Origin of the sequence: Kosakonia oryzae (assembly GCF_001658025.2) — a bacterium.
Classification (GTDB): domain Bacteria; phylum Pseudomonadota; class Gammaproteobacteria; order Enterobacterales; family Enterobacteriaceae; genus Kosakonia; species Kosakonia oryzae.
The window spans coordinates 1,065,929-1,092,671 of the sequence record NZ_CP014007.2 but is presented as its reverse complement, the minus strand read 5'-3'; the positions used below and the strand labels follow the sequence as shown (position 1 = coordinate 1,092,671).

Sequence of the window (26,743 nt, the reverse complement as noted above, 5' to 3'; positions counted from 1 at the left end):
GAGTTGTCATCATGACATTGATTGAAACGCTGGCGCGCTGGTGCGCCGCACCGCAGCCCTTTAGCGAGCGGGCAAAAACGCTGGCGCGCGAAGCCATTACCGATACGCTGGCCTGCATGGTCGCCGGGCAGAATGACTTTTCCACCCGCGCGGTGAGCGAGGCGTGGCGCGATTCACCGCGCAGTGCCGCACAGGCGGCGCTGGTGAACGCCACCGCTGCGCACGCCATCGACTATGACGATAATTTTACGCCGGGCATGAGCCACGCTTCCGCCGTGCTGCTTCCGGCTTTGTTACCGGTGGCACTGGCGCAGAACAGCAGCGGCGCGGAGCTGATTGCCGCTTATCTGGTGGGTTTGCAGGCGCAGGCGTTTATTGGTGAAGCGACCGGTTACGGCCATTACACCGCCGGATGGCACGGCACATCCACCATTGGCTGCATCGGTAGCGCCGCAGGCGTGGCAGCACTGATGGGGCAAGATGCGCCAGGCATTGCCCGCACGTTGAGCATTGCGGTCAGCATGGCCAGCGGTGTAAAAGGCCAGTTCGGCACGCCGCTCAAACCGTTTCATGCAGGTATGGCCGCGCGTAACGCCGTTGAAGCTGCAACCCTTGCCCGCACGGGGATGCACGGGAGGTTGGATATTTTTGAATGCCCGCAGGGTTTTGCCGAACTCTATGCCGGAACGCTGAGCCAGCCGGGCTGGCTTAACGACCGCCAACATGTGATTGAGCGCGTCGGCGTCATGCCGAAAAAACACCCCTGTTGCGGCTCGACGCACCGCATTCTGGATGCGATTGCCGATTTGCAGGCGCAACAGCTCTTCCATGCCGATGAAGTTGAACAGGTGCACTGCCAGGTGGGCATTGCCAACTGGCGCAATCTGGCGTACCCGCAACCCGCTGACGAAATGCAGGCGCGGTTTTCCATGCCTTACTGCGTGGCGGTGATGCTGGAAAAAGGGGCGCTCAGTGTTTCGGATTTCACGCCGCAGGCCGTTGCCGCGCAGAGCGATGCGCAGAAACTGGCGCGTATTACCATGAGCCACTGGACAGCAGAGCAGGAAAATGAAAACGCCGCACTGCCGCATACGCTAACGGTAACGCTTAAAGATGGCCGCACGCTTCGCCACTCGCGCTGGCAGGCAAAAGGCGTGCTGGAGGAGCCGTTCAGCGAGGCGGAACGGCAGGCGAAATTCCTCGATTGCTGCGCGTATCTGCCCGCTGCGCAGGCGCTTTACCAGCAATTAGCGGATCTGGAACAAACGCGTGATATCGGTTTTCTGCGCCGGATGATGGTCACCAGCCGCCCTTCGCTACCGGGTGATGCATAAGCCAGCATCGCCCTGCGGTTGCCGGGTTCCGCTGAGCTTTGCCAGACGGCTGGTGATGATAAGCCGCAGCCGTAAACCACTAATAGACATCCCGCAGGTAGCGTTTCTCGCGCGCCAGTGCCGCCACCCAGTCGCTGGCCTCATTAGCGTTCATGCCGCCAAAGGTTTGCACCACCTGTTTTAGCGCCGCATCGACATCTTTCGCCATCTGGCTGGCATCGCCGCAGACATAAAAACAGGCGCCGTCGCACAGCCAGCGCCACAGCTCCGCGCCCTCTTCCACCATGCGGTGCTGCACGTAGATTTTTTCCGCCTGATCGCGGGAAAACGCCGTGCTCAGGCGGTGCAGAACGCCGTCGCGCTGCCAGGCTTCCAGCTCCGCCTGATACCAGAAATCCGTTGCTGCATGCTGCTCGCCAAAGAACAGCCAGTTGCGGCCCGGCGCAGCAGTGGCCTGCCGTTCCTGTAAGAAGCCGCGAAACGGCGCGATACCGGTGCCCGCGCCGACCATAATCACCGGCTTTTGCGGGTTGGCGGGCAGACGGAAGTGCGGCGACGAGTGAATAAATACCGCCGCGCGGGTCGCCCGGTCGGCGATAAACGTTGAGCAGACACCGCCGCGCTGATTCCCTTCGCCATAACGCACCGTCGCGACCGTCAGCGCCACCTGCTGCGGCGAAACCTTTGGGCTGGAAGAAATGGAGTAGAAGCGCGGCTGTAAACAGCGCAGCACCGACAACCACGCCTGCGCCGACGCGCGAACCGGGAACATCTGTAGCAGATCGCTAAGCTGGCGTCCCCACAGCCACTGCGATAATTCCTCGGTGTTATCGAGCCGCTTTTTTAGCGCCGCGTTGCCGGTCTGTTCACAGACAAACTGTACGATTTCCGGGGTGATGCGCGTGATATCCAGCTCGTTGGTCAGCGCTTCACGTAACGTCATTTCGCCCTTATCGCTCAGTTGTACCGGCGTTTGCGCATCCAGTTCCAGCAGGCGCAGTATCTGATCAACCTGCTGCGGGCAGTTGCTCGGCCAGACGCCGAGCGCATCGCCCGCCTCGTAGTGCATGCCGCTGCCTTGCAGATCAAAAACCACCTGGCGGATCTCTTTTTGTGCCAGCGGCGCATTCAACCGTTGGTTCACCACCAGCGGAACGGTTAATGGCTGATGGCGGCTAAAGCCGGGCTTTGGTTGCGTTTCGCCGGTTTCCGCGATGACCTCACCGAGCAACGCGCGCTGTACCGCATTCAGCCACTGCTGCGCTGGCGCATTTTCGCCGGCATCGCATTCATGACGCGCCACCAGCCGCTGCGCGCCCAGCGCTGCCAGCCGGGCATCAAGCTTGCGGCCAAAGCCGCAAAACTGATCGTAGCTGGCGTCGCCAAAGGCGAGCACTGAAAATGCCGTCCCGGTGAGTTCAGGCGCGCTGTCGCTTTCCAGCGCTGTCCACAGCGCCGCGCCATTGTCTGGCGGATCGCCATCGCCAAAGGTACTGGCGACCAGCAGCACGTGCGAGGCGGCGGCAATATCGGCCACGCCGACGCTCTCCATCCCCCGCAGTTTTACCGCCTGCCCGGCATCGAGAAAATGCCCGGCGCAGCGGCGGGCAAAGGCCTGCGCATTGCCGGTCATTGACGCCCACAGCACCAGCAGCACGCCCAGCGTGGCTGGCGCGGTTACGGCGATTTTTTCATTCATCACTGGCTGCTGCGCGCTGCGCGTCAGCGCGACGGCGGCATGTTTCAGTTCCGGTTGCAGTGAAATGGGATCGACGGCGTCGCTGGTCACCGCATTGATTGCCAGCCTGTCGCCAAACAGATCGTTCCAGTGAAATGGCGCGAAACAGGTGCCGGGGCTGACCCGATCGGTGATCACCGCAGGCAGTGTTGCCAGCCCGCGCCGGGAGCGAATATCCACCTGCTGGCCCGCGCAGATGTTAAGCCGTTCGGCATCCTGCGGCGCGATTTCAACAAACGGACCGGGGTTAAGCTGATTGAGCATCGGGATCTTCCCGGTTTTCGTCAGGGTGTGCCACTGGTGCTGGACGCGCCCGGTATTCAGCACCAACGGAAATTCGTCGTCCGGCATCTCCACGGGCGCCAGATCCGGGCGGGCGAAGAATTGCGCCTTGCCACTGGCGGTGGCGAAACGCACCCGCGCCGTAGCGGAGTGCTGAAGATAACGAATCGGGTGACGTTGCTGCGAATCATCCGGTGGACATGGCCATTGCAACGGCATCTCACGCAGCCGCGAATGGCTGGCACCGCGAATGTCATAGCCGGTGTCCGGGTTATACGACTGGCGGATCTCGTCGAAGACTTCGGCGGCGCTGGCGTAGGTAAAACCCTCGGCATAGCCCATTTCGCAGGCCACGCGGGCGATAATTTGCCAGTCGGCCAGCGCCTCGCCCGGCGGCAATACCGCCTGCTGCATCAGCGTCATGGTGCGTTCGGAGTTGATCATCACCCCTTCGGCTTCCGCCCACAGTGCGCCCGGCAGCAGAATATCGGCATAGCGGTTGGTTTCGGTATCAAGGAACGCATCCTGGGTGATCACCAGTTCCGCCTGCTGTAGCGCGGCAATTACCTGCTGGCGATGGGGGACTGTGGCGACCGGGTTGGTGCAGATTATCCAGCAGGCTTTAATTTTTCCGGCACGCATCTCGTCGAACATCGACACCGTGCCGTGGCCGCTATCGCTACGCAGTGAACCCGGCGGTCGCTGCCAGAGTTGCTCGACAAAGGCCCTGTCTTTTTCCACCAGCAGCGAGCGCTGGCCGGGCAATCCGGCGCCCATATAGCCCACTTCGCGCCCGCCCATCGCGTTTGGCTGCCCGGTTAACGAGAACGGGCCGCTGCCGGGGCGGCAAATCGCCCCGGTCGCCAGATGCAGATTGCACAGCGCATTGGTGCTCCAGGTGCCGTGGGTGCTCTGGTTCAGCCCCATTGTCCAGCAGCTCATCCACTCGGTGGCTTCGCCAATCCACTGCGCCGCCTGGCGAATATCGGCTTCCGCCAGCCCGGTACGTTCAGCCACCTGCTGCGGTAAATAGTCCTGCAAGAAATCCGGCATCGCCTGCCAGCCTTCGGTGCAATGTTCAATAAACGCCTCGTCGATCTGGCCGTTCTGCACCAGCAACCCGAGCAGGCCGTTCAGCAGAGCGAGATCGGTGCCGGGTTTGATCTGCAAAAACAGCGAGGCTTTCTCCGCCGTGGCGGTGCGGCGGGGATCGACGACAATCAGCTTGGCGCCTGCTTTGACTCTGTCCATCATGCGCAGGAACAGGATCGGGTGGCAGTCGGCCATATTTGCGCCGATCACCAAAAAGAGATCGGCGTGATCGAAATCATCATAAGATCCTGGCGGCCCGTCAGCCCCCAGCGACAGCTTATAACCGCTGGCGGCGCTGGCCATGCACAAGCGCGAGTTGGACTCGATATGTTGCGTGCCGATAAACCCCTTTGCCAGCTTGTTCGCCAGATACTGCGCTTCCAGCGACATCTGCCCGGACACATACAGCGCCAGCGCATCAGGGCCGTGATGATCGATAATCTCTCGCAGCCGCCGGGCGGTTTGCGTGATGGCGCTGTCGATGCCGACCGGCGCCGGCTCCTGCTGGCGCGAAGTGCGCAGCCATGCGCGATCCAGCCTGCCCGCCGCGGTAATCGCCTGCGCACAGCTTTTGCCTTTGGTGCATAAACGCCCCTGATTGGTGGGGTGCGTTTTATCCCCCACCACATTGATAATGCGCTGGTTTTCCACTTCCATAACCAGCCCGCAGCCTACCCCGCAATAAGGGCATACACTTTTTATATCCATTTTCGCCCCCGTTGCGGCTTATGACGCTTCGGCAATCGCCGGGAAAGTGCTCGCGCTCAGCGGCTGATGATGAACCCAGATATGCCCGTCGATAATGTTGACCGGCCAGACGCGCACCCGCAGCGTAGCATCGTCGAGGCTGACGCCGTCGCACAGCCGGAAACGCTGTTTGTAGAGCGGCGAAATCACGATCGGTTCGCCCTCTTTATCACCCACCAGACCGCGCGCCAGCACATTGGCTTCGCTGCCCGGCTCGCGGTTGTCCAGCGCGAAAATCTGCGCCTCGCTGGCGGGCAGATGGAACAGCGCAATCTGCTGCTGCCCCAGACGCGCGGCAACCCCGCTGTTGGCCGGAATATCCGCCACCGCGCCAACATGCACCCATTCGGCTTCGACGCCAGGCAGCGTTGTCGCCTGCGCGGGTTTTTCCTCGCTTCTGGCCGGGCGGATCTGCCCGCGCTCCGGCACCATCACCACCGCTTCATCCGGGCGATCGCTGTTGAGGAAACCGCGGAACAGCAGACGGTTTTCCGCGCTATCGAGCGTGGTTTTCCACTCGCACTGGTAAGCGTCCACCACCTGCTGCATTTCACGCTCCAGCTCCGCGCCAATCTCCAGGCTGTCGTGCAGGATCACCTGTTGTAAGTACGCAAGCCCGCCTTCCATATTGTCGAGCCAGGTGCTGGTGCGCTGCAGGCGATCGGCAGTGCGGATATAGAACATCAACACGCGATCGATGGTGCGGATCAGCGCTTCGCTGTCGAGATCGCTGGCGAACAGGTCCGCATGGCGCGGCTTCATACCGCCATTGCCGCAGACATAGAGGTTCCAGCCTTTATCGGTGGCGATCACGCCAATGTCTTTGCCCTGCGCTTCGGCGCATTCGCGGGTACAACCGGAAACGGCCATTTTGATTTTGTGCGGCGAGCGCAGCCCCTTGTAGCGGTTCTCAAGGGTAATCGCCATGCCGGTAGAGTCCTGCACACCGTAGCGGCACCAGGTAGAACCGACGCAGGATTTTACCGTGCGCAGGGATTTGCCGTACGCGTGGCCGGTTTCAAACCCGGCGGCGATCAGCCTCTCCCAGATCGCAGGCAGTTGCTCCAGCCGTGCGCCAAACAGATCCACTCGCTGGCCGCCGGTGATTTTGGTGTAGAGGTTGTAGCGCTGCGCCACTTCGCCAATGGCGATCAAACCCTGCGGCGTGATTTCGCCAGCCGGAACGCGTGGTACCACTGAGTACGTGCCATCTTTCTGGATATTGGCGAAAAAGCGGTCGTTGGTATCCTGCAACGGCAGATGCTGCGGTTTGAGCAGGTAATCATTCCAGCAGGAAGCCAGCAAAGAGCCGACCAGCGGTTTGCACACTTCGCAACCGTGGCCTTTGCCGAAGCGGCTAATCAGTTCATCGAAGCTGCGAATTTTATGCAGGCGGATCAGGTGATACAGCTCCTGGCGCGACCAGGCAAAGTGCTCGCAGAGATCTTTTTTCACTTCCACGCCAAGCTGTTGCAGCTCGTGCTCCATCACCTGCTTCAGCAACGGCACGCAGCCGCCGCAGCCAGTTCCGGCTTTGGTGCAGCTTTTTATCGCCCCCAGTTCGCTGCAGCCGCCAGCGACCGCCGCCGCAATGTCGCCTTTGCTGACATTGTGGCAGGAGCAGATTTGCGCGCTGGCCGCCAGCGCCGCCACGCCGAGGCCTTTCGGCGCATCGCCGGAACGGGCGGGTAAAATCAGCGTTTCCGGCTGCGCGGGCAGCGCCATGCCGTTGAGCATCATTTGCAGCAGCATGCTGTAATCGGCGCTATCGCCAATCAATACTGCGCCGAGCAGCCGTTTGCCGTCGGCGGAGACAACGATTTTCTTGTAGATTTCACGCGGGCCATCGGTCCACTGATAACTCTGGCAGCCTTCCGTTTTACCGTGCGCATCGCCGAGCGACGCCACTTCAACGCCGAGCAGCTTCAGTTTGGTGCTCATGTCCGCGCCGGTAAACGGCGTATCGCGCGCGGCCAGTGTGTCCGCCACGCTGCGCGCCATCTGGTAACCGGGCGCCACAAGGCCGAAAATCTGCCCGTTCCACAATGCGCACTCGCCAATGGCGAAAATCGCCGCGTCGGAAGTGCGGCACTGGTCATCAATCACAATGCCGCCGCGCGGCCCTTTTTGTAGTTGCGCACTTTCCGCCAGCTCATCGCGCGGGCGAATACCGGCCGAGAAGAGCAGCAGATCGGTCTCCAGCCAGCTACCGTCGGCAAAGCAGAGGCGATGCAGCGCCTGCTCGCCATCAACGATTTCCCGCGTCTCTTTGCGGGTATGCACCTGCACGCCAAGGGCTTCAATTTTGCGTTGCAGCATCATCGCGCCGCCTTCATCAAGCTGTACCGCCATCAGGCGCGGGGCAAACTCCACCACGTGGGTTTCCAGCCCTAACTGACGCAGCGCGTTGGCCGCTTCCAGCCCCAGCAATCCGCCGCCGATCACCACGCCGCGCTTGGCGTTTTTCGCCTGCGCGGCGACGGCATCCAGATCGTCAAGCGTGCGGTAAACCAGGCAGCCAGGGCGGTTATTGCCGCTGATCGGCGGCACGAAGGCGTAAGAACCGGTGGCGAGCACCAGCGTGTCGTAATGCGTTTCTGCTCCCTGTTCGTCGCGTAAACAGCGATTTTCGCAGTCGATAGCGACAATTTTGCAGCCGCTACGCAGGGTGATGCCGTTGTCGGCAAAAAAACCGTCGCTGACCAGCGAGAGCGATTCGGCGCTGCGTCCGGCGAAGTATTCCGAGAGGTGGACGCGGTCATAAGCGGGCAGGCGCTCTTCGCCGAACACCACGATGTCGTAGTGCTGATGCAGTTCGCGTTCCACCAACTGTTGCAGAAAATAGTGGCTGACCATGCCGTGCCCAATGACGGCTAAAACCGGCTTTTTCATCATCTGAATCCTTATCGAACAAGTGACAGAGATCAGGCCGCTTTCGGCTGCTTCTCGTACAGAAATTGCAGAACCTGCTGGCGATAGCGCTGATACTGCGCATCCTCGGCCAGCGCCACGCGCGAACGCGGACGCTCCAGCGCCACGTCCATGATTTCGCCGACCGTTGCCGCCGGGCCGTTGGTCATCATCATCACCCGATCGGAGAGCAGCACCGCTTCGTCAACGTCATGGGTGATCAGCACAATGGTGGTGCGCAGGCGCTGTTGGATCTCCATTACTGCATCCTGCAAATGGGCGCGGGTTAAGGCGTCCAGCGCGCCAAAGGGTTCATCCATCAGCAATACGGCGGGTTTCATCGCCAGTGCGCGGGCAATGCCGACGCGCTGCTTCATACCACCGGAAATTTCGTGCGGGCGCTTGTTCCAGGCATGGCTCATCTGCACCAGATCGAGGTTGTGCATAATCCACTCGTGCATTTCGGCTTTGCTCATTTCGCCGCGAAAAACCTGGCGAACGGCCAGCGCCACGTTGTCATAGGTGGTGAGCCACGGCAGCAGCGAGTGGTTCTGGAACACCACGCCGCGCTCCGGCCCTGGACCGTCGATTTCGCGGTTATTGCACAGCAGGCCGCCGCTGGTTGGCCGCGTCAGACCGGCAATCAGGTTTAACAGCGTTGATTTGCCGCAGCCGGAGTGGCCAATCAGGCTCAGAGTTTCACCGGCGTGGATATCAAAGCTGACGTTATCCAGCGCGAGAAACTCGCCGCTGCGGGTGTTGAAACGCTGGCTGACCTGCTGAACCTGAATAATCGGATGGGTACGCATCGTGGCCTCCTTAGCGGCTGGTGTAGTTAAAACGGCTGGCAATCCACATCAGCCCCTGCTCCAGCAGCAGGCCGATCACGCCAATCACCACGATGGCGATAATGATGTTTTGCACATTGAGGTTGTTCCATTCATTCCAGATCCAGAAGCCGATACCGATGCCGCCGGTCAGCATTTCTGCCGCCACAATCACCAGCCAGGCAATACCAATGGATAAGCGCATGCCGGTGAGAATGCCGGGCAGCGCGGCGGGCAGCAGGATTTTGCGCATGATGGCGAACTCCGAAAGCTTCAGCACCCGCGCCACGTTCAGGTAATCCTGCGGGATCTGCCGCACGCCTTCGGCGGTGTTGAGGATCATTGGCCAGATCGAGCAGATAAAAATCGTCCAACTGGAGGCCGGTTCAGCGCGCTGAAACAGCAGCAAACCAATCGGCAGCCAGGCCAGCGGGCTAACCGGGCGCAGCAGCGAGATCAGCGGGTTGAGCATATTGGCGACAAACCGGAAGCGGCCAATCAAAAAACCCGCCGGAATGCCGACCAGCGCCGCGAGGCCAAAACCGACCGCTACGCGCTGCAACGAGGCCAGCACGTTCCAGCCAATGCCCTGATCGTTCGGCCCGGCGATATAAAACGGGTCGGCAAAGATCTCCAGCGCTGCTTGCCAGGTTTGCCACGGTGTGGGGAAGTTTTTACTGTTGAGCGCCGCTACCTGCCACAGGCAGATCAGCAGGCCAATTCCGAGCAACCCCGGCAGTATGCGTTCCATCAGCGGGCGTAACAGCGGTGAACGGCGCGCTACCGGTTTGCTGGGCAGCGTCACAATTTCGGCTGCCATACGCGGCTGCGCCGTCTCTTCGCGAGGAAGGGGGATAATCTGCGCCTGGTTTTTCATAAGCGACCTCCTATTTCTTTACGCTAAAGCCGCTGGCATAAGCGGCAGGGTTGCTGCCATCCCAGCGAATGCCATCGATCAAGACGCTGCTGCGCATGTCGCTGCCCGGCAGCGGGACGTTACCGACCGCCGCAGCAGCCTGTTTGTAGATGTCGATGCGGTTAACCTTGCGGGCGACGCCGAGGTAATCCGGATCCTGCGTGAGCAGCCCCCAGCGTTTATGCTGGGTGAGAAACCACATGCCGTCGGAGAGCCACGGATAGTTGACGGAGCCGTCGTGGAAGAAGCGCATCGCGTGCTCATCCTTCCAGCTTTTGCCCAGGCCGTTTTCATACTGGCCGAGCATGCGCCCGAGAATGGTTTCCTCTTTGGTGTTGAGGTAAGCGCGCCCGGCAATGACCTGCGCCGTTTCGCGGCGGTTATCGTCGGAGGCGTCAATCCAGCGTGAAGCCTCAAGAATGGCAGCAGTCAGCGCACGGGCGCTGTTGGGATTTTTGGCTACCCAGTCAGCGCGGGTGCCGAGCACTTTTTCCGGATGATCCGGCCAGATATCCTGAGAGGTGGCGGCGGTAAAACCGATGCCATCGCTGATGGCGCGTTGGTTCCACGGTTCGCCCACGCAGTAGCCGACCATGTTGCCAATCTTCATGTTCATCACCATTTGCGGCGGCGGTACCACCACGCTGCGAATGTCAGTGAGCGGATTGATGCCTGCGCTTGCCAGCCAGTAGTTGAGCCACATGGCGTGCGTGCCGGTGGGAAAGGTCTGGGCGAAGGTATAAGTCCCTGCCGGGCTGGCAGCGATATGTTTTTGCAGCGAGGCTAAGTCATTAACGCCTGCCTCGTGCAACTGGTTCGCCAGCGTGATCCCCTGCCCGTTCTGGTTAATGGTCATCAGCGCCGCCATTTCGGTTTGCGGCCCGGAAAGCCCCATTTGCAGGCCGTAAAGCTGGCCGTAGAGAATGTGCGACGCGTTCAGTTCACCGGAAACCAGCTTGTCGCGCACCGCGGCCCAACTGGCTTCTTTGCTCGGCACAATGGTGATGCCATATTTTTTGTCGAAGCCTTTAACGGCGGCCATCACCACCGAGGCGCAATCTGTCAGCGGGATAAAACCGACGCGGATTTCACTCAATTCCGGCGCATCCGAGCCTGCGGCCCATGCGCGATTGATCACCCCTGGCAGTAGCAGGCTGCTGCCCAGCGCCGCGCTGCCCAGTAAAAACTGCCGACGGGAAACCGTCATACCTTTGTTGCCATCGCTCATTGCCACCCTCTTACTCACCGTTGCGGATGCAAAAAAAAACGGCGTCCATAAGCCTGTGCAAAGCTGCACGCTTATGGACGCCGTTGTCCGGTTGACGCGGCACCGACCGCCGTTGGCCGATAGTGCGTCTTAATGAATTTCTTAATGGATAAAGCAAGGGCTGTGCCAGAATGCGTGATCACGCTGCAACAGGCGGAATTTCACACTTTGCACAAAATTCGTCCGTTTACCGGGCGCGTTTTCGCACTGCCGGAGAGCACATTTCGCACCCCGGATGTGCAGCTACTCCTTAGGGGGTAGAGGAAAAACATCCGCGACCGCCAGCATCGCTCCGGCTATTTCCACCAGCTTTTTGTTCTGATTCATCGCCATGCTGCGCAGGGTTTTATAGGCCTCTTCTTCGCTAAGCTGGCGATGCTGCATCAGCAGACTTTTGGCGCGCTCAATCTGTTTGCGTTCGTTGAGCGTTTCCCGCAGCGCCGCCAGTTCGGTATCCAGCGCCTGTAAGCGGCGCGACTGCTGCTGCACCAGCGTTAACAGTGAACGCCCGAGCTGTGGGCGCACGCCGCCACTCTCCAGCCAGCCGTGATTGTCGATAAACACCGAATAGCGGCTCTCCTCCTCTTCCGGCTGCGGCATCAGGCTTTCGATATCGGCCTGCTGCTGATGGCTGGCCTGTTCTGCGGCGGCAATGCGCGCGCGGCAGTGCGCCATCAGCGTTTGTGCCAGCGCATCCTCCTCAATTTTCATCGCATCAATGCGTTGTGTAGCAAGCGCGAACCAGCGCAAACCACTGTCCGCCGCAAACCCTTCACGCCCGGTACAGGCAATGCGCCGCAAGCGCTCGAACTGGCTGTCGGTCTGCATCTGTTGCCAGCGCAGCCGGTGCGGCTCATCGGCAAAATCGGCAAAGGTAGCGAAACAGCGCTCCTGGCGCTCAATCAGATCGAGCAATTTTTGCCGGGTTTCTTCGCTGAATTGCCCGGCGGCAAAGGCGGCAGCGGCAATGGCCCGCTCCTGCCCGGCAAACTCTTTCCCCTGCATAAAGCTGAACATGGCGATCAGCGCGCGGGAGATGTCCGGTTCGGCGGCGGTATCGGTGAGTTCAAACACCAGCGATAACAAATGGCGAATGATATCGTTAAAGAAGCTCATCGCCTGCGGCAGCGGCAGTTTGCGCTGGCGGATTTGCTGACGCAGCGCGGGCAGCAGGCTGAGCGCGTAGATCACGCTGGCAACGTGGCTGAAGAGGCGGCTGGCCTGCGGGCTGGCGGCAATCTGGCTCTCCAGCGTGTCGAGTTGCGCCAGCAGCGGTGCCTGCGCCCCGGCAACATCGCGCGCGCGTTGGGAAAGCTCATCGGCAAACTGCCCTTCGCCCGCGCAGAGAAACATATTCGAAGTGCCGCGCTCGCGTTGCAGCATATGCACCAGTTGGCTGATTTTGCCTACCAGCTCACCGCGTTGCAGCAGATAACGCAGGCTGTTCAGCTCACACTGGCGTGATGCCAGTAAAAAACGGATGGTGGTTGATGAGTTGGCAATCATGCGCGTGCTCCCCGGTAGTCATGCCGGGTTAATGCAAGCAACGCGCCAGGACGAAAAATCCGCGTTATACGCTGGCCTGCACCATTGCCATAATCACCGCTTTCAGCTCCTCTTTGGCTTGCGCTTCGGTGATGGCGCCCTGCACCGCCGCCCATGACAACCCTTCCGCCGCGCCGAGCATGGCCCACAAGGCAGCATCACGTAACGGTTTTACGCAAAATGGCGCAAACAATGCGCGGCACTTCTCAATGAAATCGGCGGCATACTCCTGGCGGATTTTTTCCAGCTCCGGCGTGCCCGCCAGCGCCGCCAGTACGCTGGGCATTTCACGCCCTTGCAGCAGTACGCATTCGATATAGGCGGTGGCGATCACCGTCGCCCGCGGCGCCAGTTCGGCTTTGGTAGTGCGCAGCGCATCATCCATTTTTTGGTTCTGCCGCTGATCGTATTCACGATACAGCGCCGCCAGCAGACCAGAGCGGCTGGTGAAATGGTCGTAAACCACGGGTTTGGTGACACCGGCGAGTTCAGCAAGATGGCTGAGCGTCAGCGCTTCCGTGCCTTCATCACGAATGATTTGCCAGGCCACCGCCACCAGTTGAGTAAAACGCGCTTCCCGCGTGAGTCGCTGCCGTGTACCTGTTGCGGTCATCCTCTTTCTCCGTTGACAAGGTTATATACTAAAGGTAACTTACTATTGGTAGGTTACCTTTGGTATATAAGATTACGTCCGTTCATCGCGGATGGCAACTGAGGAGGTTTCACATGCACGCTTTGATCGTAGTATCGCACCCGCTGGAGGGTTCATTAACGCACGCTCTGGCGCAGGCGGTCGCGGAAGGTATTCGCCAGCAGGGGCAACACAGCGCGGAAATCGCCGACCTGGCGCGAGAAGGGTTTGACCCGCGCTTTTCAACAGCGGATGTCGCCGCCTTCAATCAAACCGCGCCGCTGCCCGCCGATGTGCTCGCCGAACAGGCGCGTATTGCTAACGCCGATGCGCTGGTGCTGGTATTTCCTATTTACTGGTGGACAATGCCGGGGCTGTTAAAGGGCTGGATCGATCGCGTCTTTAGTAACGGCTGGGCCTATGCCGATAGTGGCGAAGGTAAAGTGATTAAAAAGCTCGGCCATTTGCCGATCCATCTTGTGGCGCTGGGCGGGGCCGATCGCCGCACCTTCGAAAAGCATGGTTATGCGCAATCGTGGAACACGCAAATCGCGCACGGTATTTTTGATTACTGCGGCGCGCCGGTGCTGACCAATGCCACGCTGATGCTGCCGGATCTCGGCAGCGCGGAAGCGGCGTTACAACAGGCCGTTGAAATTGGCCGCAACGTCTTTAACCGCTGAGTTTTAGCCGCCGCTTTCCGGCGGCTAACTATTTATTGGAAGATTTAACAGATCGCTGCGGAATAACTATTTAACTCGCCCCACCGCGAAACATTTCAGGCAAAAAAAAACCGAACATGACTGTTCGGTAAGATATTTCAAGCGCGTTAGTACTACCGGATCTCGTTATTGTCCGCACGTTTTACTCTCAGTCAGTAACAAAACGCTTAACAATCTGTGCCTTTTTTATGGGCGCATATCATTATTAGCAAAACGAGCTTTTTTGCTCTAAAGCGCGAAAAATTACCGCCAGACACGTATTCAGACAAATATAAAAAACAGAAACCAGGCGTTACGTTTACATACATTTAAATAAATTAAGCGCACAAATCTCTAATTCTGAAAACAGAACTGTAATATTCGGAAATTACTATTCCCGCGCTAGTAGTGAGTAGCGTTCCCGAGGAAAAAATAAATGAATACTAAATTAAAAATGCTGACAGCCTCGATCGGTGCAGCAGTGGCATTGATGTCTTTCGCAGCGCAGGCAGAAATTACTTTGTTGAAACAGGATCCACAGGCCGGCGACCCGCTGAGCCGTCTGAACTTTACCGTCGGGGGGTCTATCCGTCCGCAGTTCGATAACGCCATGGGTAACAGCGATAAAGGCTCGTACAAACGTAACGGCTATGATGGCGGTACCCGTTTTCGTTTCGCCTCCGACTACTATCTGTTTGATGATATTAGCTGGATTAACTATTACGAACTCGGCGTGAACATTCCGGCGCTTTTTGACTGGGATGATCACTATGCCGAAGGCGCACGAAATACCACCCGCCGTATGCTCTACACCGGGCTGAAAAGTAAAACCTGGGGTACGCTCACCTACGGTCAGCAGAACAGCATTTATTACGATGTTGTGGGTGTGAAAACCGATATCTGGGATTACGACATGAAAGCCCAAGCGCCGGGCAACGGTATTAACGGCGACTACGACGGCTCTTATCGCGCACGTAATATGCTCAAATATAAGAAAACCGTTGGCGACGCGGATATTTATGCCGCTTACCTGTTCAATGATTCCGACTATCTGCCGGGCAATGGCACGCGTTACAAACGTAAAGGCGGCGGTTCGCTGGGTGTCGATTATCACCTGACCGACACCCTGACGTGGGGTACGGCGTGGAACTATACCCGTGCGGAAATGCGCCTGCCATCAACGGACGACAGCAAAACCTACGATCAGAACATCCTCGGTACCGCGCTGAGCTGGACGCCGGATAACTGGACCTTCTCCTTCGGCGGCGGCTGGTATCAGAACTTCCTGCTGACCAAAAAATCCGACGTGCAGAACTACTTCGCGGGCGATGCGTGGGGGATTGAATACTTTGCCGGTTATAAAATCCCGGTGGGCCAGTACGCGCTTAAATATATACAACCGTATGTGATGGGCGACCGTCTGCAATACACCACTGGCCGCGATTATCAGCGTATTGATAACGGCGTCGGTGTGACTTTCCAGCTGGATTACGGTTTCCGTGTCGATTACGAACACGTGTTTACCTCCAGCAGCGACAACCTGAGCGACATGAATATTGTGCGTCTGCGCTACGACTTCTGATCCTCGCCCCCGCGCGCCAGTGCGGGGGTTTTTCCCCGATTAACATTTTCCCGCAAGCATTGAATTTCTTGCCTGCACTTCCCCTGGCGCAAATTTCCCGCCCGTTAATTCCTCAAACTGTGAAGATGAACATAGCGCCAGGTCAACCACAGACAATTTTGGTAAGTTGAGAAATATCCTAAGCCAGAAGCGTGCCGTATACTTGTTTTGGACACAGAAAAAAGTCCTCCCGCTTCGCGGGGCAGCCATTGCAGGAAGCCCTAACGCAGCCTGCATCAGATCTGGCCGACAGAAAATCGCATATTGAGGGACGCATAATGGAAAAAAAACGTATTTATCTGTTTTGTTCAGCGGGTATGTCAACGTCGCTGCTGGTGTCAAAGATGCGTGCGCAGGCGGAAAAATATGAAGTACCGGTCATTATTGAAGCATTTTCTGAGTCTCTGGCCGCAGAAAAGGGGCCGCAGGCGGATGTGGTATTGCTCGGCCCGCAAATTGCGTGGAAGTTAGCGGACATTCAACAATTGCTGCCGAATAAACCGGTCGAAGTGATCGACTCGCTGCTGTACGGCAAAGTCGATGGTCTGGGCGTACTGAAAGCAGCCGTCGCTGCCATTAAACAAGCCGCTACCAATAATTAACGTCTCTTATTACTGAGTTATTCCCTCACACTGCGCCGCAATAATCTATTGCGGTATTTAAGGGTATTTTTCTATGAGTAATGCGATTGCTTCACTTGAAAAGATACTTCTGCCTTTTGCGGTTAAATTAGGAAAACAGCCTCACGTTAATGCGATTAAAAATGGCTTTATTCGTTTAATGCCATTAACGCTTGCGGGCGCGATGTTTGTATTAATTAATAACGTATTTTTAAGCTTTGGCGAAGGATCGTTTTTCTATTCGTTAGGCATCCGCCTCGATGCCTCGACCATTGAAACGCTCAACGGTTTAAAAGGCATTGGCGGTAATGTCTATAACGGCACGCTGGGCATTATGTCGTTAATGGCACCGTTCTTTATTGGTATGGCGCTGGCGGAAGAGCGCAAAGTTGATGCGCTGGCCGCCGGATTATTATCCATTGCCGCTTTTATGACCGTCACACCTTATAGCGTCGGCGAAGCTTATGCCGTTGGCGCAAACTGGCTAGGCGGGGCGAATATTATTTCCGGGATGATTATTGGCCTGGTAGTCGCCGAATTGTTTACCTTTATTGTGCGGCGCAACTGGATCATTACCTTGCCGGAGAGCGTCCCCGCTTCGGTAGCGCGTTCGTTTTCCGCGCTGATCCCCGGCTTTATTATTCTGTCGCTGATGGGCATTATCGCCTGGGCGCTGACGCATTTCGGCACCAACTTCCACCAGCTAATTATGGATACCATCTCCACGCCGCTGGCGTCGCTCGGCAGTATTGTTGGCTGGGTGTACGTGCTGTTTGTGCCGCTGCTGTGGTTCTTTGGTATTCACGGTTCGCTGGCGCTGACCGCGCTGGACAGCGGCATTATGACGCCGTGGGCGCTGGAAAATATCGCCGTTTATCAGCAGTATGGCTCCGTCGATGCGGCGCTGGCCGCTGGCAAAACGTTCCATGTCTGGGCCAAGCCGATGCTGGATTCGTACATTTTTCTGGGCGGTAGCGGCGCGACGCTCGGGCTGATTATCGCCATCTTCTTCGCCTCCCGGCGGGCGGATTATCGCCAGGTGGCGAAACTGGCGCTGCCTTCCGGCCTGTTCCAGATTAACGAACCGATTCTGTTCGGCCTGCCGATTATCATGAACCCGGTAATGTTTATCCCGTTTATTCTGGTGCAGCCAATCCTCGCCGCCATCACCCTGCTGGCCTATTACAGCGGCATTATTCCACCGATCACCAACATCGCACCCTGGACAATGCCAACCGGGCTGGGCGCTTTCTTTAATACCAATGGCAGTATCGCCGCGCTACTGCTCGCACTCTTCAACTTAGTGATTGCCACGCTGGTGTACCTGCCTTTTGTGGTGGTCGCCAACAAAGCACAGAACGTGATTGATCAGGAAGAGAGCGAAGAAGATATCGCTGCGGCGCTGAAGTTCTGAAGCCTGCGGGGAGCCTTAAGGAAAGTGCGCTTATGCTTAAGGCTCCGCCCGATATAAAACGCGTAAGGAGTTAACAATGCAGCCACAGATCAACACGCAGGGAATTAAAACGGTTCGCGAGCAGCAGCTCTTCAACGGTAAAAATTTCCACGTGTTTATCTACAACAAAACCGAGAGCGCGAGCGGGTTGCATCAGCATGATTACTATGAATTTACGCTGGTTCTCACCGGCCGTTACTATCAGGTGATCAACGGGAAACGCGTGCTGCTGGAGCGCGGCGATTTTGTGTTTATCCCGCTCGGCTCGCACCATCAGAGTTTTTACGCGTTCGGCGCGACGCGCATTCTGAATGTCGGTATCAGCAAGCCGTTCTTTGAACAGCACTATCTGGCGCTGCTGCCCTTCTGCTTTGTCGCTTCGCAGGCCTATCGCACCAGCAATGCTTTTATGGCCTATGTCGAAACGGTTATCGCCTCGCTGAATTTTCGCGAAAACGGGCTGGATGAGTTTATCGAAACCGTCACGTTCTACGTGATTAACCGGCTGCGCCACTACCGGGAAGAGCCGGTCATGGATGACGTTCCGCAATGGCTGAAAAGCGCCGTCGAAACGATGCACGATAAAACGCAGTTTGGCGAAAATGCGCTGGAAAACATGATCCAGTTGGCGGGCAAATCCCAGGAATATTTAACCCGCGCCACCCGCCGCTATTACCGCAAAACACCGATGCAGATTATTAATGAAATCCGCATCGATTTTGCGAAAAAGCAGTTGGAAATGACCAACTATTCGGTGACGGATATTGCCTGGGAAGCCGGCTACAGCAGCCCCAGCTTATTTATTAAAACGTTCAAAAAAATGACCTCATTTACGCCCAATAACTATCGCAAGCGATTAACGGAAATCAATCAATAACGGTGACGGGCGCGTTTCACTGCCCGCCGTCATTCATGACCGAATTCAAGGGAGAATTTATGAGCCAGAAATTAAAAGTCGTCACCATTGGCGGCGGGAGCAGCTACACCCCGGAATTACTGGAAGGTTTTATTAAGCGCTACCATGAATTACCGGTTTCTGAATTATGGCTGGTCGATGTTGAAGAGGGGCAAGAGAAGCTGGATATTATTTTTGCGCTCTGCCAGCGCATGGTGGAAAAAGCGGGTGTACCGCTGAAAGTCTATAAAACGCTGAACCGCCGGGAAGCATTGCAGGGCGCGGATTTTGTCACCACGCAACTGCGCGTCGGCCAGTTGAAAGCGCGCGAACTCGATGAGCGGATTCCGCTCAGCCACGGTTATCTGGGGCAGGAGACCAACGGCGCGGGCGGTTTGTTTAAAGGGCTGCGCACCATTCCGGTGATTTTCGACATTATTAAAGATGTGGAAGCGATTTGCCCGAACGCGTGGGTTATCAATTTCACCAATCCGGCCGGAATGGTTACCGAAGCCGTTTATCGCCATACCGGTTTTAAGCGTTTTATTGGCGTCTGCAATATTCCCATCGGCATGAAAATGTTTATCCGCGATGTGCTGAACCTTGCCGACAGCGACGAACTGGCGATCGATCTGTTTGGCCTCAACCATATGGTGTTTATCAAAGATGTGCTGGTCAACGGCACGTCGCGCTTTGCCGAACTGCTTGACGGCGTCGCGTCCGGCAGGCTGAAAGCCTCGACGGTGAAGAACATTTTCGACCTGCCGTTTAGCGAAGGGTTAATTCGCGCGCTCAACCTGCTGCCCTGCTCTTACCTGCTCTACTACTTCAAGCAGAAAGAGATGCTGGCAATTGAAATGGGTGAATATTACAAAGGCGGCGCGCGGGCGCAGGTGGTGCAGCAGGTTGAGAAGCAACTGTTTGAGCTTTATAAAGATCCGGCGCTCAAAGAGAAGCCGAAGGAGCTGGAACAGCGCGGCGGTGCGTACTACTCCGATGCCGCCTGTGAAGTGATCAACGCCATCTATAACGATAAGCAGGCCGAACACTATGTGAACATCCCGCATCACGGGCACATAAAAAATATCCCGCCGGAGTGGGCGGTCGAGATGACCTGCATTCTTGGGCGCAACGGCGCGACGCCCCATCCGCGCGTGACGCAGTTTGACGAAAAAGTGCTTGGGCTGATTCACACCATTAAAGGTTTCGAGGTGGCAGCCAGCAAGGCGGCACTGAGCGGTGAGTTTAACGATGTGCTGCTGGCGCTCAATCTCAGCCCGCTGGTGCATTCAGATAGCGATGCGGAACGGCTGGCGCGAGAAATGCTGCTGGCGCATGAAAAGTGGCTGCCCAACTTTGCTGACTGCATCGGCAAGCTGAAAGCGTCGCAGCAGTAAGGGACGGCTATGGAACGCTTATTGATTGTTAACGCCGATGATTTTGGTCTCAGCAAAGGGCAAAACTACGGCATTGTCGAGAGCTTTCGTCACGGCGTGGTGACCTCCACGACTGCGCTGGTCAACGGCGCGGCGATTGCGCATGCGGCGCAGTTGAGCCGTGAATTGCCCACTCTTGCGGTAGGTATGCACTTTGTACTGACGCTGGGCCAGCCTTTAACGTCCATGCCCGGCCTTGCCCGCCAGGGCGAATTGGGGAAATGGATCTGGCAGATGGCCGCAGCCGATACGCTACCGCACGCAGAAATCGCCGAAGAACTGGAGAGCCAGTACCAGCGCTTTGTTGCGCTTTTTGGCCGCGAACCGACGCATCTGGACAGCCATCATCATGTGCATATGATCCCGCAGATCTTGCCGATTGTGGCGCAGTTTGCCGCCGCACGCGGGCTGCCACTGCGACTCGATCGCCCGGCACTCTTACCCGCCCGCGATTTGCCGGCTGGGCTTCGCAGTACCGCGGGTTTCAGCAGCGGCTTTTATGGCGAAGCGATTTCTGACGCGCTCTTTTTACAGGAGCTGGATGCCTCAGCCGCACGCGGTGAGGATTCGCTGGAGATGATGTGTCACCCGGCGTTTATCGATAACACCATCCGCCAGAGCAGCTATTGCTACCCGCGTTTAACCGAGCTGGAGGTGTTGACCTCGCTGTCGCTGAAATACGCGATCGCCGAACGTGGCTACCGGCTTGGCAACTTCTGCGATCTGATATAACACTCTTTGCGGCGCGCGCTGCGCCGCATTTTCTCGCTGGCCGCTGACCGCGACTCAGCTTTTCATTCGAAATTTCCCACACTCTTTTCAGGGTCTTAGCGTCTTAAACGTATCCGCTTGTAAGCAAATATCCTTTATATCTTCACTTTTCCTCGTATATTTTTTCGCCTTCATTTTGCTATCCTCCCGAATGAGAATGAACGTTCATTACTGAGGTTTGCAAATGGCATTGAAAAGAATAATGGTGGCCGTGCTGGCATGTCTGATTGTCGCCTGCGACCAAAAACCGGAAACGAATGCAGGTGCGATGACAACGCAGGTTGGTGTGGTCACGCTGAAGGCCGAACCGGTGACGCTCTTCAGTGACCTGACAGGGCGCGTCACTGGCACCATGGTTTCTGATGTTCGCCCGCAAGTTGAAGGCATCATCAAGAAACGGTTATTTAAAGAAGGAGACGACGTTGTCGCGGGCCAGGTGTTATACGAGATTGACCCGGCAACCTACCAGGCAAGCTACGATGAAGCCGTCGCCCAGTTGCAGAATGCAGTGGCGATTGTTAACAGCAGCAAACTGAAAGCCGAGCGTTATGCCGCGCTGGTGAAAGAGAATGGCGTATCACGTCAGGATGCGGACGACGCCATGGCCACCTACAAGCAAAACGTGGCTTCCGTCGCGCAGTATCGCGCCGCCGTGGAGAGCGCCAAAATCAACCTCGGTTACACCAAAGTCAGAGCGCCGATTTCCGGCCGCATTGGTATTTCCTCCGTTACGCCAGGCGCGCTGGTCACCGCCAGCCAGACCACGGCGCTGGCAACCATCCGCACGCTCGATCCGATTTACGTCGATTTGACGCAATCGAGCACGCAACTGCTGAAACTGAAAAAACAGCAGTTGCAGAACAGCGATAACACGGTTCCCGTTACCGTGACGCTGGATGACGGCAGCCAGTATCAGCATCCTGGTAAACTGGAGCTGACCGAAGTCTCTGTTGATGAATCCACTGGCAGCGTGACGCTGCGCGCCGTCTTCCCGAACCCGGAACACGATTTGCTGCCGGGCATGTTTGTGCGCGCTACCGTCAGCAACGGCGTGCGCAGCGAAGCGATCCTTGCGCCGCAGCAAGGGATCACGCGTGATGCCAAAGGCAACGGCACTGCGCTGGTGGTGAATAAAGAGAATAAAGTGGAAAGCCGCGAGGTGGTTACCGACCGGGTGATCGGCAATAAATGGCTGATAATTCAAGGGCTACAGAGCGGCGATCGGTTAATTACCGAAGGCACCAGCAAAGTGCAGGCGGGGATGACAGTGAAAGCGGTGGAAGTCGGCGCTACCGAATCCAGTGATGGAAACGGAGGGAAGTAATTATGCTGGCTCAGTTTTTCATCCGTCGCCCGGTCTTTGCCTGGGTTATCTCGATTGTCATTATGCTGCTTGGCATTATCAGCATTAATAATCTGCCGATTGCGCAGTATCCCGATGTTGCGCCACCGCAGATCAGGATCTCGGCCACCTATACCGGTGCGTCTGCGGAAACCCTGGAAAACAGCGTCACGCAGGTGATTGAACAGCAGTTGACCGGTCTGGACGGCATGCTCTATTTCTCCTCCTCCAGTACTGCGTCCACGGGCCAGGTCAAAATCACCGTTACCTTCCAGCAGGGTACCGACCCGGATATTGCGCAGGTGCAGGTGCAGAACAAAGTCCAGCAGGCGGAAAGCCGCTTACCGGAGGCGGTCACCTCGCAAGGCGTGACCGTGGAGAAAGCGCAAAGCGACTTCCTGCTGGTGATGGCGCTGTATGACAAGACCAACAAAAGTACCTCTTCGGATGTCTCTGACTACCTGGTCAGTAACATGGAAGATGTACTGGCGCGCGTTAATGGCGTGGGCCGCGTGCAGGTATTTGGTTCGGAATATGCGATGCGTATCTGGATGGACCCGAACAAACTGGCTGCTTACTCGCTGATGCCTTCCGATGTGGAAAGCGCGCTGGAAAACCAGAACACCCAGGTCTCATCCGGGCAGTTAGGCGCACAACCGGCCAGCGGCGAGCAGCAACTGGTCGCCACCGTGCGTTCGCGTTCGCGTCTGCAAACGCCGGAACAGTTCCGCAATATTGTGCTGAAAACCAAAACCGATGGCTCCGTTGTCCGCTTAAGCGATGTCGCCCGGGTTGAAATGGGCAGCGAAGATTACAGCGCCAACGTGCTGGCCAACGGCCATCCGGCAGCGGGTATCGCCATTCAGTTGGCTTCCGGCGCGAACGCCTTATCCACCGCAGAACGGGTTAAAAACACCATCAATGAGTTCCGCAGTACTATGCCTGCCGGTTACGCCATTGACTACCCGCTCGACAGCACCGACTTCGTCAAAATTTCCATTGAGGAAGTGGTGAAAACCCTCGCCGAAGCGATCGCCCTGGTGGTGGTGGTGATGTTCCTGTTCCTGCAAAACCTGCGCACCACCTTGATCCCGACGATTGCCGTGCCGGTGGTATTGCTGGGAACCTTCGGCGTACTGGCGGCCTTCGGCTACTCCATCAACACCCTGACGATGTTCGGGATAGTGCTCGCCATCGGCTTGTTGGTCGATGACGCCATCGTGGTGGTGGAAAACGTCGAGCGAGTGATGCGGGAAGAAGGTCTGCCGCCACGGCAAGCGACAGAAAAATCGATGAAGGAGATCACCGCAGCGCTGATCGGTATTGCCATGGTGCTTTCCGCCGTGTTCTTGCCGATGACCTTCTTCAGCGGTTCCACGGGAGTGATTTACCGCCAGTTCTCCATCACCATCGTCTCGTCAATGGTGCTGTCGGTGATCATCGCGTTAACGCTCACCCCTGCCCTGTGCGCCACGCTGCTGAAACCGCACGATCATGAAAATGCCGGTAAAGGTTTCTTCGGCTGGTTCAACCGCAGTTACGAGAAGATACAGGAGCGTTACCACCAGCGCGTGGCGAAAGTCCTGCATGGTCCGGGCCGTTATCTGGTGCTGTATAGCGTGCTGTTAATCGGCTGCGCAGTGATGTATATGCGTCTGCCGACCGGCTTCCTGCCGACCGAAGACCAGGGTTACATCATGGTGCAGTACACGCTGGCGCCAGGTGCTACGGAAAACCGCACCCTCGAAGTGCGTAAGCAGATCCAGAACTACTTCCAGACCAAAGAGAAAGATAACGTCAACGTCAGCATGCTGGTCGATGGCTTCAGCTTTGCGGGCAGTGGGCAGAACGCCGGGGTGGGCTTTATCTCATTGAAAAACTGGGATCTGCGTAAAGGATCAGAGAACAGCGCCGATGCGATCGCGATGCGGGCAATGATGAACCTCTCTTCGATCCGCGATGCGCAGATCTTCGTGCTGACGCCGCCATCGGTAAGCGGCCTCGGCCAGTCGAACGGCTTTACCTTTGAGTTGCAGGCGCGCGGCGGCACCGACCGCGATACGCTGCTGAAACTGCGTAACCAGTTGCTGGCCGAAGCGGCGAAGGATCCGACGCTCTCCAGCGTGCGCCCGAACTCACTGCCGGACTTACCGCAACTGCAGGTCGATGTGGATGACGTGAAAGCAAACTCGTTGGGGGTCTCCATCAGCGATGTCAACGATACCCTCAGTTCGGCCATCGGCGGAACCTATGTGAATGACTTCTCGGATCGTGGACGGGTGAAAAAAGTCTACATCCAGGGGGATTCCGCCTTCCGCAGTAAACCGGAGGATATCAATAGCTGGTTCGTTCGCGGCACCGACAGCGATGGCAACAGCACCATGGTGCCGTTCTCGTCGTTTGCTTCTGCGCACTGGATTTATGGCGCGGATGCGCTCTCCCGCTATAACGGCCTCTCTTCCTACGAGATTCAGGGGCAATCCGCGCCCGGCAGCAGTTCCGGGGAAGCGATGAACACGATGGAAAAACTGGCAAAAGCCCTGCCAGCCGGTGCCACCACCTATGCGTGGAGCGACCTCTCCTACCAGGAACGGCTGTCCGGGAATCAGGCGATGTCGCTGTATGGCATTTCGCTGATTGTTGTCTTCCTCTGCCTGGCGGCGCTGTATGAAAGCTGGTCAGTGCCCTTCTCGGTGATGATGGTGGTTCCGCTCGGGGTATTTGGTTCCCTGTTAGCCATCACGCTGCGCGGGCTGGAGAACGATGTCTACTTCCAGGTGGCGCTGCTGACCATCATCGGCCTGTCGGCGAAGAACGCGATCCTGATCGTGGAATTCGCCGAGGATAACTACCGGCGAGGCGAAACCCTGGTGGCGGCGGCGATTCACGCGGCCAGCACGCGTTTACGCCCGATCATCATGACATCGCTGGCGTTCACCGCCGGTGTACTGCCGCTGGCTATCTCAACCGGGGCGGGCGCTAACAGCCGAATCGCCATCGGGACGGGGATTATCGGGGGGACAATCGCCGCCACCTTGTTGGCCATTTTCCTTGTTCCTCTGTTCTTCGTGCTGGTCAGACGCGTATTCCCTTCCATACCGGAGGATTACAACGCAGTGCGCGAAACGACAGAAAAATCAGGAGAATAAGATGTCAGCAAGACTTTTGGCAGCATGTGTACCGTTTCTGTTAGCGGGCTGTATTTCGCTGGATCCCCACTATGACAGGCCAACCGCGCCGGTCAGCGGCCAGCTTCCTGCCGGGGAGGCTTATGCCTCTCTGAAAGGCACCCAGGGGAATAACTATCGCGATATCGACTGGCAGCAGTACATTCTCGATGCCCGTCTGCGCCAGGTGGTGGCGATGGCGCTCGACAGCAGCCGCGACCTGCGGGAAGCGGTTGCCAGCGTGAAATCCGCGCGGGCACAGTATGGCGAAGAGCGTTCTTATCTCTTCCCGACCATTAATGCCGGGCTGAGCGGTACCCGTTCCCGCTCGCTCAGCAGCAACGGCAGCGGGAATCAGACCGCTCTCACTTCCAGCTATGAAGGCGATGCCAGCACCAGCTCGTTCGAGCTGGATCTGTTTGGCAAAAACCAGAGCCTGACGCGCGAGCAGTATGAAACCTGGCTGGGTACCGTCGAAGGGGCGCGCAGCACGCGCCTGACGGTGCTCTACAACACGGTGGATTACTGGCTGACGCTGGCGGCGGACAAAAGCAATCTGGTGATTGCCAAAGAGACCGCCGAAAGCGCGCGGCAATCGATGGAAGTCACCCAGACACAGCTTCGTCATGGCACTGCGTCAATGGTGGATGTCTCTTCCGCCGCCACGACCTACCATTCGGCACTCGCCGATGTGGCGAAATACCAGACCAGCGTGGCGCAGGATAAAAACGCCCTCGATCTGGTGGTTGGGCGAGCCGTGCCGGATAACCTGATCCCGGAAAACATCGATGCAGTGGCAAATGCGTTCAAAGAGATCCCGGCGGGCATCTCGTCCGACGTGCTGCTGAATCGTCCGGATGTGCTGGAAGCCGAGCATAATCTGAAATCGGCCAATGCCAGCATTGGCGCGGCGCGGGCGAATTTCTTCCCGAGTATTTCGCTGACTGCCAGCGGCGGCGCGGCAAGCAGCGATCTGTCGTCGCTGTTTAAACACGGTGCCGGGGTGTGGTCCTTCTCGCCGAGTATTTCGCTGCCCATTTTTACCGGCGGCTATAACATTTCGCAGTTGAACTACACCAAAGCGCAGAAGGAGTACTACGTAGCCGCCTATGAGAAATCGGTGCAGACGGCCTTCCAGGAAGTGGCCGATGCGCTGGCGCGCCGCGGTACGATTAACGATCAACTCACCGCGCAGAAAAATAATACCAAAGCGTCTGAAGAGTATTATCGGCTGGCGGATCTGCGCTACCGCAATGGCGTGGACACCTGGTTGAACGTACTTGATGCCCAGCGCACGTTATACACGGCCAGAACCTCGCTGGTCAGCGTACAGCAGGAGTATTACAACAACCTGATTACACTGTATAAAGTGATGGGCGGCGGCACAGCGCTGAAAGAGAAAACGGCGGAACTGCAACAGTAAAAGCCTCCCCCGCCAGGCTAAACTG

General features: G+C 57.4%; 18 protein-coding genes. 11 read left to right on the top strand and 7 right to left on the bottom strand.

Translation table 11 applies throughout. From position 1 onward, the window contains the following. Positions 1–11 precede the first annotated feature (11 nt). Complete coding sequence (locus AWR26_RS05270) at positions 12–1,334, top strand: MmgE/PrpD family protein (protein ID WP_064564123.1); 1,323 nt, start codon at positions 12–14, stop codon at positions 1,332–1,334. Positions 1,335–1,413: 79 nt separating this feature from the next. On the opposite strand, the gene AWR26_RS05265 is transcribed toward AWR26_RS05270, so the two are convergent. The 7 genes from AWR26_RS05265 to AWR26_RS05235 form a co-directional block, all read right to left on the bottom strand. Further along, positions 1,414–5,154, bottom strand: a complete 3,741-nt coding sequence (locus AWR26_RS05265) for a bifunctional nitrate reductase/sulfite reductase flavoprotein subunit alpha (protein ID WP_064564121.1) — start codon at positions 5,152–5,154, stop codon at positions 1,414–1,416. A gap of 18 nt (positions 5,155–5,172) precedes the next feature. Continuing rightward, positions 5,173–8,085 (bottom strand): nitrite reductase large subunit NirB, encoded by a 2,913-nt coding sequence (gene nirB, locus AWR26_RS05260; protein WP_064564119.1) that lies wholly within the window; start codon positions 8,083–8,085, stop codon positions 5,173–5,175. A gap of 32 nt (positions 8,086–8,117) precedes the next feature. Then, the gene (locus AWR26_RS05255) at positions 8,118–8,912 is read right to left on the bottom strand and encodes an ABC transporter ATP-binding protein (RefSeq protein WP_064564117.1); all 795 of its coding nucleotides are present in this window, start codon (positions 8,910–8,912) and stop codon (positions 8,118–8,120) included. A 10-nt stretch (positions 8,913–8,922) separates the two neighbouring features. After that, complete coding sequence (gene ntrB / locus AWR26_RS05250) at positions 8,923–9,807, bottom strand: nitrate ABC transporter permease (RefSeq protein WP_064564115.1); 885 nt, start codon at positions 9,805–9,807, stop codon at positions 8,923–8,925. 10 nt (positions 9,808–9,817) lie between these two features. Continuing rightward, positions 9,818–11,074, bottom strand: a complete 1,257-nt coding sequence (locus AWR26_RS05245; RefSeq protein ID WP_064564113.1) for a CmpA/NrtA family ABC transporter substrate-binding protein — start codon at positions 11,072–11,074, stop codon at positions 9,818–9,820. A gap of 282 nt (positions 11,075–11,356) precedes the next feature. Further along, positions 11,357–12,619 carry a nitrate regulatory protein gene (locus AWR26_RS05240; RefSeq protein ID WP_043952446.1) on the bottom strand — a complete coding sequence of 421 codons (1,263 nt, stop codon included), beginning with the start codon at positions 12,617–12,619 and terminating at the stop codon, positions 11,357–11,359. A 64-nt stretch (positions 12,620–12,683) separates the two neighbouring features. Then, positions 12,684–13,271 carry a TetR/AcrR family transcriptional regulator gene (locus AWR26_RS05235; RefSeq protein ID WP_007370484.1) on the bottom strand — a complete coding sequence of 196 codons (588 nt, stop codon included), beginning with the start codon at positions 13,269–13,271 and terminating at the stop codon, positions 12,684–12,686. Between the two features lie 113 nt (positions 13,272–13,384). On the opposite strand from AWR26_RS05235, the gene AWR26_RS05230 reads away from it, so the two are divergent. From AWR26_RS05230 to AWR26_RS05185, 10 genes are all read left to right on the top strand, one after another. Then, positions 13,385–13,972: an NAD(P)H-dependent oxidoreductase gene (locus tag AWR26_RS05230; RefSeq protein ID WP_064564111.1), complete on the top strand. Its 588-nt coding sequence runs from the start codon at positions 13,385–13,387 to the stop codon at positions 13,970–13,972. A 454-nt stretch (positions 13,973–14,426) separates the two neighbouring features. Further along, entirely contained in the window at positions 14,427–15,572 is a 1,146-nt protein-coding gene (locus tag AWR26_RS05225) for a porin (protein ID WP_064564109.1), read from the top strand. A gap of 317 nt (positions 15,573–15,889) precedes the next feature. After that, positions 15,890–16,213, top strand: a complete 324-nt coding sequence (locus AWR26_RS05220; protein WP_064564107.1) for a PTS sugar transporter subunit IIB — start codon at positions 15,890–15,892, stop codon at positions 16,211–16,213. Between the two features lie 73 nt (positions 16,214–16,286). Next, on the top strand, positions 16,287–17,645 hold the full coding sequence (gene chbC / locus AWR26_RS05215) for a PTS N,N'-diacetylchitobiose transporter subunit IIC (RefSeq protein WP_064564105.1): 1,359 nt from the start codon (positions 16,287–16,289) through the stop codon (positions 17,643–17,645). A 76-nt stretch (positions 17,646–17,721) separates the two neighbouring features. Next, positions 17,722–18,561 carry a transcriptional regulator ChbR gene (gene chbR / locus AWR26_RS05210; RefSeq protein ID WP_064564103.1) on the top strand — a complete coding sequence of 280 codons (840 nt, stop codon included), beginning with the start codon at positions 17,722–17,724 and terminating at the stop codon, positions 18,559–18,561. 59 nt (positions 18,562–18,620) lie between these two features. Beyond that, a complete protein-coding gene (locus AWR26_RS05205; protein ID WP_064564101.1) occupies positions 18,621–19,976 on the top strand; it encodes a 6-phospho-beta-glucosidase in 1,356 nt (451 codons plus the stop codon). Positions 19,977–19,985: 9 nt separating this feature from the next. Continuing rightward, on the top strand, positions 19,986–20,747 hold the full coding sequence (gene chbG, locus AWR26_RS05200; protein ID WP_064564099.1) for a chitin disaccharide deacetylase: 762 nt from the start codon (positions 19,986–19,988) through the stop codon (positions 20,745–20,747). A gap of 223 nt (positions 20,748–20,970) precedes the next feature. After that, entirely contained in the window at positions 20,971–22,110 is a 1,140-nt protein-coding gene (locus AWR26_RS05195; RefSeq protein WP_064564097.1) for an efflux RND transporter periplasmic adaptor subunit, read from the top strand. 2 nt (positions 22,111–22,112) lie between these two features. Next, a complete protein-coding gene (locus AWR26_RS05190) occupies positions 22,113–25,277 on the top strand; it encodes an efflux RND transporter permease subunit (protein WP_064564095.1) in 3,165 nt (1,054 codons plus the stop codon). A 1-nt stretch (position 25,278) separates the two neighbouring features. Beyond that, complete coding sequence (locus tag AWR26_RS05185; protein ID WP_064564093.1) at positions 25,279–26,718, top strand: efflux transporter outer membrane subunit; 1,440 nt, start codon at positions 25,279–25,281, stop codon at positions 26,716–26,718. Positions 26,719–26,743: the final 25 nt, after the last annotated feature.